The sequence below is a fragment of the Pseudomonas sp. B34(2017) genome (genome assembly GCF_002112915.1).
GTDB lineage: Bacteria > Pseudomonadota > Gammaproteobacteria > Pseudomonadales > Pseudomonadaceae > Aquipseudomonas > Aquipseudomonas pharyngis.
This window is the reverse complement of sequence record NZ_NEJA01000001.1, coordinates 643246-657841: the sequence shown is the minus strand read 5'-3', so window position 1 is coordinate 657841 and position 14596 is coordinate 643246. Positions and strand designations below refer to the sequence as shown.

The following is a 14596-nucleotide window of genomic DNA, read 5'->3' as shown; positions in this document are numbered from 1 at the left end:
GCCCACCTTGCGTGGGCTTTTTATTTGAAGGGAGTAACACCATGGGTCAACTGATTGCAGGCACCTGCTACGTCAAGGTCGACGGTGCACAACTGACTATCAACGGCGGCTGCGAAGCCCCGCTGATGGCCGTCAAACGCGAAACCGTCGTACCGGGTTTCTACAAGGAAACCGACATCGCGCCATCGTTCAAGGTGACCGCGCTGCACACCGCCGACTTCCCGCTGAAGAAGCTGATCGAAGGCACCGACATCACCGTCACCTGTGAATTCAGCAACGGCAAAGTCTATGTACTGGCCGGTGCCTACCTGGTCGAAGAGCCCGTCTCCAAAGGCGATGACGCCACCATCGAACTGAAATTCGAAGGCATCAAGGGGACCTGGCAATGAGCGGCGCCGTGAAGCTTCAGGTTGCGATCGAAGCTCACGGCGAGCCCCTGACCGAACTCGTCCTGCGCCGTCCGACGGTGCAGGAGGTGCGAGCGATCAAGGCGCTGCCGTACAAGATCGACAAGAGCGAAGAGGTCAGCCTCGACATGGACGTGGCGGCCAAATACATCGCCGTGTGCGCCGGCATTCCGCCGTCGTCGGTCAACCAGCTGGATCTGGCTGACCTCAACGCGCTGAGCTGGGCCGTTGCGAGTTTTTTCATGAGTGCGGCGTCGGAGCCATCACCGACCTGATTTCGGTCGCCTATGACCTGGCCTGGTTCTGGAAGGTTGACCCCGAACAGATGATGGCCAGGCCACTGGATGTGCTTCGCGAATCGCTGGAGCACGCGCAACGGATCAATGCGATGCAGCAGGTGCAGTGATGGCAGAAGAAACCAAAGCTAAAGCGTCGGTGCTGCTTACAGGCATCGACGAACTGTCACCCAAACTCGGCGCCCTGCGAGTGAAGGTCGATGACTTCAAGAAAAACCTCGAACAGACTGGCCTCGGCAAACTCGACATCAGCGGTCTGTTCAAGGGCGGCAGCGTGATTACGCCGTTCGTGGACGGCATCAAATCCGCCGCAGCCTTTCAGGGCAAGCTTGCCGAGGTCAGCGAGACGGCGAAAACCGTCGACCTGCCGGACACGCCCAAAGCCGCCGCGCAGAACATGAACGTGTTCAGCGCATCCATGGAGAAGGTATCCGCTGCGGTGGACGCCGCACTGGTGCCGGCGGTGGGCGCATTGGTGGTCGGGCTGGAGCCGATGCTGACCCAGGTCGGCAGCCTGCTGGCCGACAATCCGAAACTGGTCGAAGGGCTGGCGGCGGGGGCGATTGCGTTTTCCGCCATGCAGACCGCCGTCACCGGTATGACTCAGGTGATGGACGTCATGAGCATGGTGCTCAAGACCAACCCGATCATGCTGATCGCCATGGGCGTTGCGCTGGCGGCCGGTTTGATCGTGGCCAACTGGACACCAATTTCCGCGTTCTTCACCGGATTGTGGGAGGGCGTGAAAAATGCCGGGGCCAGTGCAATGGCGACATTGCGCTCAGTGCTCGACTGGCGGCCGCTGGATGCACTGGCGGCGCTGTGGGAACCGGTCACGGGGTTCTTCTCGGGAATCTGGGACAAGGTCAAGGTCGTGACCGCGCCGGTGATCGACTTCTTCAAGTCGGTTTTCTCGTGGTCGCCCGCCGGCATGATCCTGGAAAACTGGGGACCGCTGACGGGACTGTTTTCGGCGATCTGGGAACTGCTCAAGGCCTTGAGTGTGCCGGTGATGGCGTTCCTCAGAAACCTGTTTGACTTCTCGCCAATGCAGATGATCGACAGTGCATGGGGTGGTGTGGTCCGGTTCTTCGAACCGATGTTCAGCAGCCTGCGAAAAGCCGCGCAACCGGCCAAAGAATTCCTGGTGTCGTTGTTCGACTTCTCGCCGATGCAGATGATCACCAGCGCTTGGGGCGGTGTTGTTGCGTACTTCCAGCCGGTGTGGACGACGCTGCAATCGGCCGTGCAAAGCACCCGGGATACGTTGCGGGCACTGTTCGATTTTTTCCCGATGGAAATGATCACCAGCGCCTGGGGTGGTGTTGTCGGATTCTTCGAACCGATCTGGACGGCACTGCAAACGTCAGTGCAACAGGTCAAAGGCTTTTTCACCGGTCTGTTCGAGTGGTCGCCGCTGGAGCAGATTGCGCAGTACTGGCAGCCCATCGGTGAGGTTTTCTCGGCGCTGTGGGGTGTTGTGCTGGCGCTGTCCGCGCCGGTCGTGGATTTTTTGCACGGCCTGTTTGAATGGAAACCCCTGGATCAGATCATTGAGAGCTGGGGGCCGATTGTCGGGTGGTTCGGCGAGCTGTGGCAAAAGCTGCAAACCGTCATCGCACCGATCAAGGAACTGTTCGACGGTGGCTTCGCCGGGCTGATCGCCAAGGTCACCGGCAAGGTCGAAACCCTGACCGAAGCGCAACGCCAGACCAATGCCGAAGGCAAGGGGGAACTGGCGCCGGCATTTTTCGGTGCCAGCTCGAAACCCGAGGGCGGCAGTGCGTTGCAGGGCGGCTCGTTGCCGCAATCTTCCAGCGCACTGATCCAGCAAAGCGCCGCCAACAACCGTACGCAACTCGAAGGCGGCCTGACGGTGCGCTTCGAAAACGCACCGGCGGGGCTGCGCACCGATCAACCGCAAACCAATCAACCGGGGCTGGCGCTCAATTCGCGCATCGGCTATCGCTCGCTGTCCATGGGAGGTTCCAATGAACTGGCGTGACCGTTTGTTGCCGGCATCCTTTCGCGGTGTCGGCTTCTGGATCGACCAGGCGAAAACCCCGGTCGGTCGCAAGGGGCAGTTGCACGAATACCCGCAACGCGACCTGCCGTTTTTCGAGGACCTCGGCCAGCAGGCCAAGACCCACGACCTGACGGCGTTCATCATCGGTGCCGATTGCCTGGAGCAGCGCGACAAGCTGCTCCAGGCCCTGGAACAGGGCAGCGGCGAACTGGTGCATCCGTGGCTGGGGCGCTTGCAGGTCAAGGTAGGCGAGTGCGACATGACCCATACCCGCCAGGACGGCGGGATGGTGACGTTCAGTCTGAAGTTCTACCCGGACCGACCTCTGCCGTTTCCGACGGCGACGGTCAGCACGCAAAAAGTCCTGCTGATCAAGGCCGAAGGTTTACTCGGCTCGGCGGTGGCGCGCTTCGAACAGGCGATGACCCTGATCAAGGCGGCGCGGATCGGCATCGCCAATCTGCGCAACAGCCTCACCGGCGTGTACGACGTGATCAAGGAGCAGTTGAAGCCGCTGATCGCGCAGTACAAGCAGATCACCGAGCTGGTCAGGGCCGTGAAGGAGCTGCCCAAGGAAGTGGCGGCGGAGTTCAAGGGGTTGCTCGGCGATATCAAGGAGCTGAAAGCATTCGCGAAGGAGGGCTACCGTGGCGTGATTGCCGACGTGTCCCAACAGATCGAAGCCATCCGCAAGGCCGACGCGCCGAAAATCACCACCGGCAAGGACACCAACGCCGCCGCGCAGGCGATGGCCAACCTGGTGCAGGACACCCTGATCGTCAAAGTGGCGCAATGGGTGGCCTCGATGCCGGTGGCGTCGACGCCGGTGAAACTGACCTCGACACCTTCGCTGGACCAGCAATCGAAGCAGCCGGTCACGCGTCAGGAAGTGCCGGTCACCGACGATCTGCAAACGCTGCAAAAAGAGTTGAACGAAGCGCTGCAAAAGGCCCAGGACAAGGCCGACCCCGCGCACTACCAGGCCATCGCCGATGTGAAGGAAGCGCTGATCGCGCACCTCAAGGCCGTGGCTTCATCCGGTGTGCGACTGGTCAGCAAAACCTTTCAGGAAACCTTTCCGGCAGTGGTCGTGGCCTACAAACAGTTTGGCGACGCCACCCGTGTGACCGAGGTCATTCAGCGCAACGGTCTGTCTCATCCGAGCTTCCCACCCAACGAAGTCAAAGTTTCCAGGGAGTGAGCCATGAGTGAGATGGACAACCGCGTCACGCTGACCGTCAACAACATGGAATACGGCGGCTGGAAAAGCGTGCAGATCACCGCGGACCTGGAGCGCCAGTTCCGCACCTTCAAACTCGACATCACCTGGCAATGGCCGGGGCAGACCGTGGATCAGCGGATCAAGGCCGGCGACCCGTGCGAAGTGCGGATCGGCCAGGATCTGGTGCTCACCGGTTATGTGTTCAAGGCCCCGATCAGCTATGACGGGCGGCAGATCAGCCTGAGCATCGAAGGCAGTTCCAAGACCCAGGATCTGGTCGATTGTGCGGCGCGAAACATCCCCGGCCAATGGCAGGAACAGCCGCTGTTGAACATCGTCCAGGCCCTGGCCGGGGAATACTCGCAGTTTGTGGTCAACGAAATTCCCGAGACCGCGCGCCTGAGCAAACACACCATCGTCCCGGGTGAAACCGTGTTTCAGTCGATCGACCGTCTGCTCTCGCTGTACCGGGTGTTTTCCACCGATGACGCCGAAGGTCGGCTGGTGCTGGCCAAACCGGGCAGCGGCGGCCGCGCGAGCGATGCGCTGGAGCTGGGCAAGAACATTCTCTCGGCCAATGCGCCGATGGATCACAGCCAGGTGTTCTCCGAATACAAGGTGATCGGCCAGCAGAAGGGCAACGACAAGAAGAGCGGGGCGGCGGTCAGCGAGGTTGAATCCAGCGCCACCGACCTGAGCTTCAAGCGTCGGCGCACCACGATCATCAACGAAGGCTCGCAACTGACGTTCGAACTGGCCCAGCAGCGGGCCCAGTGGGAAAGCGCCACGCGCATGGGCCGGGCGCTGACCACCACGTATCAGGTGCAGGGCTGGCGCCAGTCCAACGGCGATCTGTGGCGCCACAACACGCTGGTGAAGGTCAAGGATCCGGTACTCGGTTTCGATGGCGACATGCTGATCTCCAAGGTGACGTATTCGCTGTCGGCACAAGGCTCGGTGACCACGCTGCAAGTGGCGCCGCCGCATACCTTCGACGCCAATCCGACTCCACCGAAATAGCCACCAGCCTGACATTACCTTGTGGGAGCGAGCCTGCTCGCGATAGCGGTAGACCTGTCAGTGCAGAAGTGTCTGCCAGATCGCCATCGCGAGCAGGCTCGCTCCCACAGGTGGGCGGTGGGCTGACATTCCAAGGAAACCCTATGAGCCTACTGACACGCCTGCTGGCGCGCGGCACTGTCGTGCTCGCCAATTCGGCATCCAAGCTGCAATCGCTGCAAATGCGCCTCACCGCCGGTGAAGTGAACGACGACCTGGAGCACTTCGAACCCTACGGCTTCACCAGCCACCCGCTGGCCGGTGCCGAAGGCGTCGTCACGTTTCTCGGCGGCGACCGTTCCCACGCCATCGCCCTGGTGGTCGCCGACCGCCGTTACCGCCTGCAATCGCTGGCGGCCGGCGAGGTGGCGATCTACACCGACGAGGGCGACAAAATTCACTTCAAGCGGGGGCGGATCATCGACATCGAAACCGCCACGCTCAACATCCGCGCCAGCACCGCCGTGAACTTCGAGACGCCAGTGATCAACCAGACCGGCAAGATCGTTTCCAAAGGCGATCAAGTGGCCGGCGGCATCAGTCAGATCAAGCACGTGCACGTTGGCGTGCAGGCCGGCAATGGCCAGACCGGCGCGCCGGCGGGAGGTCAGTGATGCTTTTCAGTCAGAACCTCCACGCCGCGCTGACCCGTGCGGTGCTGATCAGCCTGTTCACCTGGCGCCGTGCCGCCGACGACGATGCCCTCGACGACGAGGAGCGTTTCGGCTGGTGGGGCGACACCTTTCCCACCGTGGCTGACGATCGCATCGGCTCACGGCTGTGGCTGTTGCGCCGGGTCAAGCTGACCCGCCAGACCCAGATGGACGCCGAGTTCTATGCCCGCGAAGCCTTGCAATGGCTGATCGACGACGGCCATTGCAGCGCCATCGACATCATCAGCGAACGCCTCGACGCCCAGCGCCTGAACCTGCGCACGGTCCTGACCCTGGCCGACGGCGAGCGCCTGGACATCAACCCCGATAACAGTTGGCAGGTGATCTATGCCGTTTGAAACCCCTTCGCTGCCGGTGCTGATCAAGCGCACCCAAAGCGACCTGGCCGGCGATTCGCTGCGCCAGTCCGATGCGCAAGTCCTGGCCCGCACACTCGGCGGCGCCGCTTATGGTCTGTACGGCTACCTCGACTGGATTGCCGAGCAGATCCTGCCCGACACCGCCGATGAATCGACCCTGGAACGCATCGCCGCACTGCGCCTGAACCAGCCGCGCAAACCGGCGCAGGTCGCCACCGGCAACGTCAGCTTCAACGCGACGGCGGGCGCGGTGCTGGACGCCGATACGTTGCTGCAGTCGAGTGACGGTCGCACCTTCAAAGTCACCGCCACCCGCACCACCGTCAATGGCGTCAACAGCACCAGCATCGCCGCGCTGGAGGCCGGCAGCCTGGGCAATGCCGAGGCCGGGCTGGCGCTGACGCCGGTGCAGCCGATCACCGGCGTAGTCGGCAACAGTTTTGTGGTGCTGGCGCCGGGACTGAACGGCGGCGTGGCGCGGGAAAGCCTGGAGTCGTTGCGCTCGCGGGTCATTCGTTCCTATCGCGTGATCCCCCACGGCGGTTCGGCCAGCGACTACGAGACCTGGGCGCTGGAAGTGCCGGGCGTGACTCGTGCCTGGTGCCGAGGCGGCTTCCTCGGGCCGGGCACCGTCGGCGTGTACATCATGCGCGACGACGATCCGCAACCGGTGCCGAATGCCGATCAACTGGCCGAAGTGCAGGCTTATATCGAGCCGTTGCGCCCGGTGACTGCCGAAGTGCATGTACGTCCGCCGGTGCAGAAACCGGTGACCTATCAACTGAAGCTGACCCCCGACACCACCGCCGTGCGCGCCGCCGTCGAAACCCAGTTGCGCGACCTGCATAACCGTGAAGCCGACCTGGGCGAGGATCTGTTGATCAGCCATATCCGCGAAGCGATCAGCAGCGCGGCGGGTGAAACCGATCACGTGCTGTCGGCGCCGGTGGCGAACGTGGCCGCGGGTGACAGCGAACTGCTCACCTTCGGGGGTTGCGTATGGCTGCCATAAGAACCGCCGCGCAATACCAGGCGCAATTGCGTGCCTTGCTGCCGAGCGGCCCGGCATGGGATCCGGAGCGCGTGCCGGAGCTTGAGGAGGTGCTGGAAGGCGTCGCCGTCGAGCTCGCCCGCCTCGACGCCCGCGCCGCCGATCTGCTCAACGAGATGGACCCGGCCGGCGTCAGCGAACTGGTGCCGGACTGGGAACAGGTGATGAACCTGCCCGACCCGTGCCTCGGCGCCACGCCGCTGTTCGACGACCGTCGCCTCGCCGTGCGCCGCCGCTTGCTGGCGGTCGGCAGCCAGGCCGTCGGCTACTACCTGGAAATCGCCAAAAGCCAGGGTTACCCCAACGCCACCATCACCGAACTCGAAGCCCCGCGCATGGGCCGTTCGCGCTTCGGCGCAGCGCATTGGGGCACCTGGGAAGCGCAGTTCATGTGGACGCTCAACACTGGCGGCCGGCTGTTGCTCGGGCGGCGTTATGGCGCGAGTTACTGGGGCGAGCGCTTCGGCGTCAATCCGGGCTCGGCGCTGGAATGCCTGATCCACCGGGCGGCACCGGCGCACACCAAGGTGCACATCAACTATGACTAGGAAGGAGTGACGGGATGGATTATCCGAAGAGTGTGCCCAGCGCCGGTCTGGTGAACGGGAAATTTATCGATGAAAACCCGCTGACCGGCAAACCGGGATCGCTGATTCCGGCAGATTGGGGCAATGGCGTGACCGATGAGATCGTCAATGTGATCAGCGCTGCGGGTCTTACGCCGAATGAAAGTGACAACACCCAACTGAAAGCGGCGATTTCGACGCTTGTCGAAAAGAACAGAAACGAATCTTTTGCCAGTAAGGAAGAAGCCGAGTCGGGTACCAGCAGCAATCGGCTGATGTCGCCGCTGCGAGTGTTTCAGGCGATTGAAAAGAAACTGGTGCAAGCGACGGAAACGCTTTTTGGCTGGGCGCGCATCGCTTCGCAGGCGCAGGTCAATGCCATCGCGGATGACGCCACGATTGTGACGCCGAAAAAGCTGGGTCTGGGCGTGGCCTACAGCTTTGGCGAAAACGGCTACGTCGTTTTACCGAGCTGGCTGGGTGGCTTCACGATCCAGTGGGTGCTCATCACGGTCAGCGTCGATAAGACCTATGAATCCAAGCCCTGGCCGCTGGCGTTCAGGAACCAATGTCGCGGGGCATGGGCAAGCTACTCGCACAGCGGAAACGCCCCCTTTTTTGATATCACCACACCTCCGCTGGTGACCTACTTCGACGCAAGCCAGGTTCAGATACTGAGTAATTCCGGCGGTACGGGTTATGTCAGTGTCCTGAGTGTGGGGAACTGACATGAAACGTTTCTACAGCCGTACTACCGGCAATACCTACCTGGCGGGTTATCACACAAGCCTGCCTGACGACGCCGTCGAAATTGACGATGAACGCTACGAGGCGGTGATCGCCAATCCGGCAGCGGGCATGGATCGATCCCACGATGAGCATGGCTTGCCGACTCTGGTGGAGTTCGCTCCGGTTTCGGATGAACAGGCTGCCAGGGACGCCAAGGCCTGGCGCGACAAAGAGTTCGAACGAGTGGTCTGGCTGCGCGACCGGCATCGGGATGAATTGGAATTGATGAAGGCCACGACACTTTCCGATGCCGACTATCAGACCCTGCTCGTCTATCTGCAGGCCCTGCGCAAATGGCCGCAGGCCAAGAAGTTTCCCTCCAAACGCTCTCGGCCAAAGAAGCCGGCATGGATGGCTCTCGACTGAACGCCTGCCGCGTTCTCGACATTTGCAATCAGCGCTTCAGGTAAAGGATTGAAATATGGATTACCCAAAAAGTGTCCCCAGCGTCGGCCTGGTCGATGGCCGGTTCGTCGATGAAAACCCGGTGGCCGGAACGCCCGGTTCCTTGATTCCGGCGGTGTGGGGCAACAGCGTTACACAAGAAATTCTCAACGTGATTACCGGCGCCGGGCTGACAGCCGCCGAGGCCGATACCGGTCAGCTGCTCAAAGCCATTCAATCGATTGTCGGAAATGGCAGTCCGATGCGTTCGGTAGTAACGCGGCTGACTGCATCCAAGGCGCTGACCGATCCGGAGCTGGGGCTGGTGCTGATCGATGGCGGATCCAGTGCCGTGACGGTGACGTTGCCGCCGGCAAACGCGGCGCTGGGTGTGCGCGATGTGATTGTTCGGCGCATGGACAACAGTGGCAACCGATTGATCGTTCAGGCGTCGGGTACCGACCGCATCCGTTTTCACACGCATCTTTCACCCAGCGGTTATCCGTTTTTGGTGTTGATGGGCGGCGGTGACTGGTGGCAGTTGCGCAGCGATGCCGCCGGTAGCTGGTGGCCGGTCGGCCGGTTTGACAACACTCCACTTGGCCGGCCGTTTTTCGAGACAACCACCTTGCTCAGTCCCGGTGGTTACGGTGCGCTCAATGGCACGGTCATGAAACGTGCCGAGTGGCCCTGGTTGTGGGACCACGCCCAGCTTTCCGGAATGTTGGGCACCGAGGCCGCGCGCGCGGGCAACGAAGGTAAATGGACGTCGGGTGATGGTGCCGCAACCTTCCGTGGCCCTGAAGGGCGCGGCGAGTTTTTGCGAGTGCTGGACGAGGGGCGGGGTGTGGATGCGGCACGTGCGATGGGTTCTTTTCAGGTGGGCTCGACGCATTCGTATGCCATGGGCGCCAATGGTGCCGGAGCGGTCGGCGCGTGGTGGTCGGACAGCCTGACGAGTTTTGGTGCCGATACTCGTGAAGAACCGCAATACGTGTCCGGGCTGTACAACGGTGGCCCGGTCTTCCCTGCCGGTACGAGTTATCAGCGGGATGCCGCCAATGCCCTGCTGCTGGCATTCAAGTCCCGCCCTCGCAACATCGCCTATCCCGGCCGTATCAAGCTCATCTGAGGTGCCTATGTTCAATTATCTGTTTGACGGCTCGGGCGCCTTGTCCGGGCCTGTCGAGTTTTTTGTGACCCCGGGCATCGGTATTCAACTGCCCAGCAATGCGGTGGAGTTGTCCTTCGAGTTGCCCGCGCCAGAAGCCGGTCGTACCTGGGCCCTGATCAACGGTGTACCGCGAGAGGTGATTGACCGGCGCGGTCCGGTTTTCCGCAAGGATGGCGGCGGGCAGCAGATCTGGAGTGAGTTGGGGGAGTTGCCCGATACCCTCACAACGCAGCCCTGGCCGGGGGAATTTCATGTGTGGCGCGGCGACGCCTGGCAAGTGGATGAACAGGCCCGATTGCTCAGCATCAGCCAGCAGATGCTTGAGCAGCGCGACACGTTGCTGCGCGACGCCGTCCTGCGCATCGCCCCCCTGCAATACGCCGAAGACATCGGCGACGCCAGCCATGAAGAGCAACTGCAATTGCTCGAGTGGAAGCTTTACAGCGTGGAGCTGAATCGCATCGAAAAACAGGCCGGATTTCCCGGCGAAGTCATATGGCCGGCGGTGCCCGGCACAACCGTAACCAACTGACTGCAGCACAGGGAACCGTGTAATGGATTATCCAAACAGCATCCCCGGCGTCGGCCTGGTCAATGGCGGTTTTGTCGATGAAAACCCGGTTGCCGGCACGCCCGGATCATTGATCCCCGCCGCCTGGGGCAACAGTGTCACGCAAGAAATTCTCAACGCCATCAAGGCCGCCGGACTGACGCCGGACGAGAGCAAAACCAATCAGTTGGCAACGGCCATTGGCGCTCTCGTCGACTTCACCAAATTGAAAAACACCCCGACCACGCTGGCGGGCTACGGCATCACCGATGCAGTGGGAAGGTTGCTGGCGGTAAGGCAGATTGATGCAGTCGGGATCACGGTTTACAAGCCGAACCCGAGGGCGAAACGGATTCGCGTTCGATTGGTCGGGGCGGGTGGATCGGGGGGCGGATGCGAACCTGTTCCGACAGGCACTCAAATTCTCGGCGGTGGTGGCGGGTCCGGCGCGTATGCGGAAAGCCTGTATGACGTCACCGCGCAAATGCTCGCCGGCGTACCGGTTTCGCTGGGCGCCGGGGGCGCTGTCAGCAACACCACGGGCCTTGCGGGCGGCGGCGCTTCCTTTGGTAGCTACATGAGTGTTTCGGGAGGTGGTGGCGGGCAGAAACTGGGGATCGTGGTCACGGGCACTTCGTCAGGATTCATTCAGGGCGGGGTAGGTGGATTACTGGCTGGAGGCAATCTCTGCAGTGCTCGCGGTATCACCGGAGGTTTCGGAATGAGCAACGCCAATTGGGGGTTGCTGTCGGGTTTCGGAGCTCCGAGTCCGTTCGATGGTGGTGGCCCTTTCAGCGGGTCAAACACCGTTGGCAATGCAGGTGTTCGAGGTTCGGGCGGCAGTGGTTCCTGCTCGGTTCACGCTTCTGCGTCAATCGTGAGCGGCGCCGGCGGCAATGCCTTCTGTGAAATCTGGGAGTACGAGTAATGGCCCGTTATGCACGTATTGAAAACGGTGTTGCGATCGAAGTGATCGACACCGGTGACTACGCGATCGAGCAACTGTTCGCGCCTGCTTTCGTCGCGGCGATGGTGCAGGTGCCCGAGGGTGTGAGCGTCGAAATCGGCGCGCCGATGCCCGAGGCGGCTCGCGCTATCGAGCCTTTGCGGGAACCGCAAAGTCCTGTCATCGCTCAACCCCCAATGGTCGAGGACAAGGAGCCTCTGGCGGCAGAGCGAGTCTGGCGCCAGTCCGCGCTCGCAGCCACCGAATGGCAAGTCACCCGCCACCGCGACGAGCAGGAACTGGGACGCGGAACAACGCTCAAGGCCCAGCAATATCTGGAGCTGCTTGAGTACCGCCAGGCGTTGCGCGACTGGCCTGGTGTCCGCGCATTTGCGTCATCCGCTTCGCGGCCGTCAGTGCCGCTGTGGCTGGCCGGCCCGATGGGCTGAAGCCGTCACGCTACCCATATTTTCAGATAAGGAGATTACCCTTGGACTATCCCAAAAGCGTACCCAGCGTCGGGCTGGTGAACGGGCAATTTGTCGATGAGGATCCTGTCGCCGGAAAACCCGGCTCGCTGATTCCCGCCACATGGGGCAATGGCGTCACGCAGGAAATTCTCAGCGTCGTGCAGGCCGCCGGCATGACCCCTAACGAGGGGAACACTCATCAACTGCTCGACGCACTGCGCAGTCCGGCGTTGTTCACGACGGCTGCACAATTTGATGTCAGTCGCTCTGCCGCGACTGCCGAGTTTGTCCAGCGGGCGCTTGGCAACTACGCCAGCGCGCGCGGCATCTCCGGCTCGACCCAACTGACCCTGGCGGATATCGGCTGTTCGGTCGGGATGGGCGGAAATGCTGCGTACACCGTGACCTTGCCGGACGCCACTGCGGTGCCCAGCGGTGCAACGATCAGCCTGCATTGCCGAAACAGCGCAGCGGTCACGGTTGCCAGTAAAACCGGTACGCAGATCAGCCCCCAGGGGGCGTATCTGGGGTCGATCACGATGAACGGCGGTGAGAGTGCGACCTTCGTCCGGGAGTCGGGTGTCTGGGTCGTTTACGGCACCGCTGCGTTGAAGTATTCGGCGCTCTATGCGTCGCAGTTCGCCACGGCCGGATATCAGAAACTTCCCAGCGGCTTGATTGTGCAGTGGGTGACCGGGGGCTCCGATGCGAATGGAATCATGACGGTGTCGTTACCGATGATGTTTCCCAATGCTGTCCTCGGCGGGATCGCCAATGAAGGCTATCCGGCAGGCTGGGGCAGTTCCAACGTCACTGTCTGGGCATTCGACGGGGCCAACTCCACGACATCGACGGTTGTTGCCAGGGTTCGCAATGTCCTGGCGTCGAGTGTGAAGGCTGAACCTGGAATCTCGGGGCGCATATTGGTTTGGGGACGATAACCATGGCTATTTATTTTCATGCACAGACACGCGGCTTTGAACTGGTCGACAGCCCCTATCCGGAACCGCCTGAAGGCGCTGTGGAAATCACCCGCGCCCAATACGCCGAACTGTTTGCCGGACAGGCAAGCGGCAAGGTCATCTGCGCCAGTGCCAGCGGTCAGCCCGTTTTGATCGACCCGGTCATCTCCCCGCAGGCACTGGCTTCCCGGGAGCGCGCGTGGCGCGACAACGTCCTGCAAGACACTCAATGGCTGGTATGGCGCGACGCTGAAGAACTGGAAGTCGGCGAGGGCACGACGCTGCGAACCGAAGAATTCAAACAGCTTCTTGCCTATCGGCAGGCCCTGCGCGACTGGCCCACTGATCCGGAATTTCCGGATGTCCAGGCTCGCCCGGTAGAGCCAGACTGGCTTGAAGGCTTGCTGCGGTCGAACGGCTGAGCCGTTGACTCATTCAATGAGGAATCAATATGGATTATCCGAAAAGCATTCCCGGCTCAGGCCTGGAGAATGGCCGGTTCGTCGATGAGGACCCCATTGCCGGAAAACCGGGATCGTTGATCCCGGCCAGTTGGGGCAACAGTGTGACCCAGGAAATTCTCAACGCGATCACGGCCGCCGGTCTGACGCCGGATGAGGAGCAGACCGATCAACTGGCACAGGCCATTCGGCAACTGGCCAAGCCCGATCCGCTGCAGCAGTTTCCTGTGCAGGTGTATCGCAAGAATCTGTTGATCAATGGTGGATTCAATATCTGGCAACGCGGCACGACCAATCAAGGGCCGAACATCGGTGGCTATGTGGCGGATCGTTTTCGATGCGACTGGAACGGCAACGCAGGTGTCAGCATTTCGCGCCAGGATTTTCCCCTCGGTCAAACGGAAGTCGTGGGTGAACCCGCTTATTTCCTGCGCTGGCAGCAGGCCACCGCAGGCACGGGAGCAACGGTGCATAAAGTCGCCCAGAGCATTGAATCGGTCAGAACTCTGGCCGGGCGAACGGCTACGGTCAGCTTCTGGGCGCGATCCGATGCGACGCGTCCTTTGCGCGTCACGATTGCTCAGCAGTTCGGAACGGGCGGTTCGGAGGGTGTAGTGAAGGTTGTCGACGTCTTTCAACTGAGTACGTCGTGGAAGAAATACAGCGCAACGTTTCAGGTGCCAACCATCGCCGGGAAAATGCTGGGCGTGAATGACTGCCTGACCTTGTCGTTCGATCTGCCGCTCAACGTGTTGCAGACCGTCGATCTGGCACAGATGCAATTGGAGGAGGGGCCGGTTGCGACACCATTTGAATACCGTCCGGCGGCGGAAGAGCTGAGCCTTTGCCAGCGTTATTTTGAGAAGTCTTTTGCTAACCGTCTGCAGATCCGTTCGAACAATGGTGCCGCAACCTGCATTGGTAACTTCACCCAGGCTGCGGCAGCCAATACCGGTCAGTACGGTATGAGCATCGATATGCAGGTGCTCAAGCGCGTACAACCTACCATCGTGCTGTATTGCCCGGGAGATGCGAGCAATCAAGTCTGGCATCAGGGCCTGATGAAGGCGTGTACGGGAACCGTTTTGCAAAGCGTGACCGAGAGAAGCTTTGCCATTGCCACTGTGACTCCTGTCGGCAGTGTTCCCGGGCAGATTTTGCAGATCGAATGGACCGCGGACGCGGAAATCTAGGAGGCAA

At 61.4% G+C, this 14596-nt stretch carries 18 protein-coding genes; all 18 read left to right on the top strand.

Annotation, left to right across the window (positions count from 1 at the left end; all coding sequences use genetic code 11):
- Positions 1 to 41 precede the first annotated feature (41 nt).
- Complete coding sequence (locus tag CAF80_RS03200; RefSeq protein WP_007908779.1) at positions 42 to 389, top strand: phage tail tube protein; 348 nt, start codon at positions 42 to 44, stop codon at positions 387 to 389.
- Entirely contained in the window at positions 386 to 682 is a 297-nt protein-coding gene (locus CAF80_RS03195) for a phage tail assembly protein (protein WP_003222226.1), read from the top strand. The genes CAF80_RS03200 and CAF80_RS03195 overlap by 4 nt, the downstream gene beginning before the upstream one ends.
- A gap of 130 nt (positions 683 to 812) precedes the next feature.
- Positions 813 to 2708 (top strand): phage tail protein, encoded by a 1896-nt coding sequence (locus CAF80_RS03190; RefSeq protein WP_074691333.1) that lies wholly within the window; start codon positions 813 to 815, stop codon positions 2706 to 2708.
- A complete protein-coding gene (locus CAF80_RS03185) occupies positions 2695 to 3930 on the top strand; it encodes a DNA circularization protein (protein WP_039771262.1) in 1236 nt (411 codons plus the stop codon). The genes CAF80_RS03190 and CAF80_RS03185 overlap by 14 nt, the downstream gene beginning before the upstream one ends.
- Before the next feature lie 3 nt (positions 3931 to 3933).
- Positions 3934 to 4971: a phage baseplate assembly protein gene (locus tag CAF80_RS03180; protein ID WP_074691334.1), complete on the top strand. Its 1038-nt coding sequence runs from the start codon at positions 3934 to 3936 to the stop codon at positions 4969 to 4971.
- 143 nt (positions 4972 to 5114) lie between these two features.
- Positions 5115 to 5624 (top strand): phage baseplate assembly protein V, encoded by a 510-nt coding sequence (locus CAF80_RS03175; RefSeq protein WP_074691335.1) that lies wholly within the window; start codon positions 5115 to 5117, stop codon positions 5622 to 5624.
- Positions 5624 to 6022: a phage GP46 family protein gene (locus tag CAF80_RS03170; RefSeq protein ID WP_007954906.1), complete on the top strand. Its 399-nt coding sequence runs from the start codon at positions 5624 to 5626 to the stop codon at positions 6020 to 6022. Before CAF80_RS03175 ends, CAF80_RS03170 begins: the two co-directional genes overlap by 1 nt.
- The gene (locus tag CAF80_RS03165) at positions 6012 to 7055 is read left to right on the top strand and encodes a baseplate J/gp47 family protein (protein WP_074691337.1); all 1044 of its coding nucleotides are present in this window, start codon (positions 6012 to 6014) and stop codon (positions 7053 to 7055) included. Before CAF80_RS03170 ends, CAF80_RS03165 begins: the two co-directional genes overlap by 11 nt.
- Positions 7043 to 7642 carry a YmfQ family protein gene (locus CAF80_RS03160; RefSeq protein ID WP_039771270.1) on the top strand — a complete coding sequence of 200 codons (600 nt, stop codon included), beginning with the start codon at positions 7043 to 7045 and terminating at the stop codon, positions 7640 to 7642. Before CAF80_RS03165 ends, CAF80_RS03160 begins: the two co-directional genes overlap by 13 nt.
- Before the next feature lie 14 nt (positions 7643 to 7656).
- Complete coding sequence (locus CAF80_RS29175) at positions 7657 to 8388, top strand: hypothetical protein (RefSeq protein WP_039771272.1); 732 nt, start codon at positions 7657 to 7659, stop codon at positions 8386 to 8388.
- 1 nt (position 8389) lies between these two features.
- Complete coding sequence (locus CAF80_RS03150; RefSeq protein WP_039771274.1) at positions 8390 to 8815, top strand: phage tail assembly chaperone; 426 nt, start codon at positions 8390 to 8392, stop codon at positions 8813 to 8815.
- Positions 8816 to 8870: 55 nt separating this feature from the next.
- The gene (locus CAF80_RS03145) at positions 8871 to 9965 is read left to right on the top strand and encodes a phage tail protein (RefSeq protein ID WP_074691339.1); all 1095 of its coding nucleotides are present in this window, start codon (positions 8871 to 8873) and stop codon (positions 9963 to 9965) included.
- A gap of 7 nt (positions 9966 to 9972) precedes the next feature.
- Positions 9973 to 10539, top strand: a complete 567-nt coding sequence (locus CAF80_RS03140; protein ID WP_074691341.1) for a tail fiber assembly protein — start codon at positions 9973 to 9975, stop codon at positions 10537 to 10539.
- A 22-nt stretch (positions 10540 to 10561) separates the two neighbouring features.
- Entirely contained in the window at positions 10562 to 11485 is a 924-nt protein-coding gene (locus CAF80_RS03135; protein ID WP_039771280.1) for a hypothetical protein, read from the top strand.
- Positions 11485 to 11952: a phage tail assembly chaperone gene (locus CAF80_RS03130; protein WP_085666840.1), complete on the top strand. Its 468-nt coding sequence runs from the start codon at positions 11485 to 11487 to the stop codon at positions 11950 to 11952. Before CAF80_RS03135 ends, CAF80_RS03130 begins: the two co-directional genes overlap by 1 nt.
- A 41-nt stretch (positions 11953 to 11993) precedes the next feature.
- Positions 11994 to 12914: a hypothetical protein gene (locus CAF80_RS03125; RefSeq protein WP_039771284.1), complete on the top strand. Its 921-nt coding sequence runs from the start codon at positions 11994 to 11996 to the stop codon at positions 12912 to 12914.
- Positions 12915 to 12916: 2 nt separating this feature from the next.
- Positions 12917 to 13357 carry a phage tail assembly chaperone gene (locus CAF80_RS03120; RefSeq protein ID WP_039771286.1) on the top strand — a complete coding sequence of 147 codons (441 nt, stop codon included), beginning with the start codon at positions 12917 to 12919 and terminating at the stop codon, positions 13355 to 13357.
- Positions 13358 to 13386: 29 nt separating this feature from the next.
- Positions 13387 to 14589 carry a carbohydrate binding domain-containing protein gene (locus tag CAF80_RS03115; RefSeq protein WP_085666839.1) on the top strand — a complete coding sequence of 401 codons (1203 nt, stop codon included), beginning with the start codon at positions 13387 to 13389 and terminating at the stop codon, positions 14587 to 14589.
- The last annotated feature ends 7 nt before the right edge of the window (positions 14590 to 14596 follow it).